The organism is Taishania pollutisoli, from assembly GCF_014518315.1.
In the GTDB taxonomy this organism is placed as follows: Bacteria; Bacteroidota; Bacteroidia; order Flavobacteriales_D; family Crocinitomicaceae; genus Taishania; species Taishania pollutisoli.
Map to the genome: position 1 here is coordinate 1 of NZ_JACVEL010000027.1, position 3,240 is coordinate 3,240.

Annotated in this window: 4 protein-coding genes; 1 reads left to right on the forward strand and 3 read right to left on the reverse strand. The window is 35.9% G+C overall.

Going from position 1 to position 3,240, the window contains the following annotated elements; all coding sequences use genetic code 11:
- The coding region (locus H9Y05_RS16055; protein WP_216714884.1) for a hypothetical protein at positions 1-218 on the reverse strand (218 nt) is incomplete at its 3' end.
- A gap of 223 nt (positions 219-441) precedes the next feature.
- On the opposite strand from H9Y05_RS16055, the gene H9Y05_RS16060 reads away from it, so the two are divergent.
- Positions 442-780 carry a hypothetical protein gene (locus tag H9Y05_RS16060; RefSeq protein ID WP_216714885.1) on the forward strand — a complete coding sequence of 113 codons (339 nt, stop codon included), beginning with the start codon at positions 442-444 and terminating at the stop codon, positions 778-780.
- A 10-nt stretch (positions 781-790) separates the two neighbouring features.
- Here the strand turns inward: H9Y05_RS16060 and H9Y05_RS16065 are convergent, their stop codons facing one another.
- Both H9Y05_RS16065 and H9Y05_RS16070 read right to left on the reverse strand, forming a co-directional pair.
- Complete coding sequence (locus H9Y05_RS16065) at positions 791-1,477, reverse strand: IS1 family transposase (protein ID WP_216714886.1); 687 nt, start codon at positions 1,475-1,477, stop codon at positions 791-793.
- 695 nt (positions 1,478-2,172) lie between these two features.
- Positions 2,173-3,240 (reverse strand): RHS repeat-associated core domain-containing protein (locus H9Y05_RS16070; protein ID WP_317170311.1); only part of this gene is annotated, 1,068 nt, incomplete at its 5' end.

The following is a 3,240-nucleotide window of genomic DNA, read 5'->3' on the forward strand; positions in this document are numbered from 1 at the left end:
CTCACTCCATTCCCATCTTTTGCATAGCGCTGCAGGCTTGCTAAATTCCCGTTGGCATCAAAACTGTAATTGCTCGAGTACCCCGAAGATGTCGGATTCTGGGAAAGCACCCGGTTATATCCTTCCATCGATTTGATGCGGTTCAACTGATCGTACGTATAATTCGTTTGGTGTGTTCCCAATGTCGATTCGTTTTCATCTGAAAGTGCGGTAAACATACTGCGGATGTTTCCGTAAAGATTGCTGGCTGCCTGTTCCGTCTACGGGTTATAGTTGCTCGGTCTTTGCTAGTGTTTTTACTGGCTTTCCACTGGTAAATTTACTCCCTCCAAGCCAAAACAAACAGCAAATTCCTTCGCAAGCTGCCACCCTACGGCGGGGCAGGTATTTTGTCTTCGAAAAGTTTATTAATACCTTTATCCTGTATAATCACATTACAAAATGACGGAACAAGAATATTGGGATTGTAAAGATCAATTTCGGGAAACATTGGAAAAAATGAAAGATGATTTTATCAATCAATTAGCGTTTTCAGAGGATACAAAACGAAAGTATGAAGGAACACTTTGGTGGATGATTGAATACCTGTACGGATATACAAAACACCTGGAAATAAAAAACATTTTGCCCGGTGACGTTGTTAGCAGATTTTATAATCATACACAGTATGACTTTGAATTTCCTGCTCCATATAAAAAATACATCCTCCATTTTTTCTTGTTCTTAAAAGAGGAAGGCTACACAAATGAAAAAGTTATTAAACACCTTTCAAAAAAATGATACGGGATGATCAGTTCTTTTTAAGAAAAAAGTATGGATTTATTTCTCCCCAAAAATACCATTTCAACCGCGCTTTCAGCATCTCACTGTTTTTTGAATAGCACATTGTTTTCTGATTCAAACAAGCAATGTCTTTTCGAAGATTTACATGCTGCCGTTCAATGTAATTTGCTTTTCGTTTGCCTTTTCTGTGATTGGTTTCCTTCAATAAATTCGGGTAAGCGACGTAATTATCTGTATTTACGTTCGAGGGAGATAATGCAATGACTTTGGAGGTTACATTTCGCAAATCTTCTGAACTTATGCTTCCTACATGTAACGCAACTGCTATTCGTCTTTTAACATTCCAGCCGTAAGTAATCCAGATTTTATCGGCCTTTCTTCCAACGCATGTTTGGATTTCATCAATGTCATAAATACAACCTGATTCTAAATTTGATTCAGGTTGTAAATTGTTTGCTTTCCCAATCCACTTTTGTAACGTATTGATGCTGATTTTCAAAAAAGAAGCCATCTTGTTTATACCACATCCCAAACGTGACATTCTTGAAAATTGATCGTGAATATCATACTTGTATGCATTATAATTGTATTCCTCTTGCAAATAACGGGAGCATTTTTTGCAGTAATAACGTTGCTTCCCATTTTGTTGCTTTCCTGCTTTTATACAGGAAGACGAACATCTCAAACATTCCATATTCTTTGGGGTTCATAGTGTATTCGTGAATTCCTACCACCTGTTAAATGATTTCACCTGCTAATCTGATACACTTGATAAAAAATTTGCAAATAAATCAATTTTAACGAACGAACTCCATACAAAATAAGTTAAACCCCACCTGAAAAAATGCTTTTTGGGGTCTTTTTTGGCTTTCAAAGAATATAAAAATTTGTAAAACAGGAAATTAAATTTTTACCTGCTAATCTGATACGCGACCCCCATTTGACACACTACCCCCATTACCTGTCCAAAAGTGAACTTTCGTCCAGTCTTTTTTCTTTCATTTGGATAAACAGATATAAATTTAAAGCGACAAAACCTGTTCCAATATATGGAACGACAATTTCCATTCCATCATTCAGATCAGTCAAACTCAATAACATAACAGTAATTAAGAATAAAATGGAATATAAGAGTAAGGTTAAATTTTGAATAAAAAATCCCATTCTGCTTGATCTATATCTGCTGTAAATGTATCTCATTAGAAGCATCAATGGCGTCGAAAGGATTATACTCAAAATAAATAAGATTAAAAAAATCACTATTGAATCTGAAAAATTAAAACTAAATGCCCCGCTTGAATTGATATTCTTTGTAAACAAATAGCTATAAATTGAACTGGCAATAATACATGTCAAAAACCAATATCCCCACCCTTTAATTTTCATAAATTATTTCTCTTTTTTAAATTCTCTTCTATCTTTCATTTGTCCAACCTTTTCTTTTATAAAATCACCCAGTTTTTTGTTTTTTGTTTTATCTCCCATATTAATATGAGTATCAATACTACCTTCATTAGGAATATAGTCTTTGCTAACTTTATAATTAATGCTCGATTTGTTGTTATATGTCTCATCGGCTCCAGCCATAGCGTCTACACCGTCATATTCTGAATATAAATGGATATGCCTTAAAATACCTTCTTTTGTTGCCGGATCTTCCTGACTTTCATCATTATATGCTGGGGTGGCAACTGTTATTATATTGACCTTTATTCCTGATAATTCATAGATGTAATCTGCTGCTTGAATCGCAACATTTCCTCCGTGGCTATAACCTACTAAAGTGATGGGTTCATCCTCCGTTATCTTCCCTGTTTTCATTAGTTCATTCCTTTGCTCAATAACATGATTTGCCAAATTTATCGAAGCTATTTTACGATGGAATTCTCTTGTATTAAGTTGCATTGAAAATCCTCCCCAGCTGAATCCCTTGTCTGTAGTTTTATTTCCGCCAACACGTTCCAACTGTTTTATTGTATTGTCATCGAAATTGTCACTTTTTGATTGTTTGGTTCCATGAATAATAAACATTTCTAACCCTTCTAATTCAATAGCATGAATAACATTATTCTCACTAAACGCATACGGACTATTCCAAGGGTAGTCCCTTGCAAGTGGATCCACAGCAAAGAACCTACCGATTCTAGGATCATGCATTCTGTATTTGTAGTTTACAGAGTTTCCTGTTCCTTTAATTTCGTTGTCAATTTCCTGATTTTGGAATCCATACCTGTACCCATCCCCATCATTTCCATTCCTTCCTGGCATTTGCATACCATACGGAAAATAATCACTGTAACTCACCACATCCGCCAGGTAGTGTGCTACATGGTTTGTTCCGTCATTCTCCGGAAGCTTGCGGTCTGTAATCACCTGGAGAACATTCCCCAGATGATTCGACAGTTCATACCGCTTGTCACCATAGGCATTATCCAACATACCACTGTAGTTAAACGG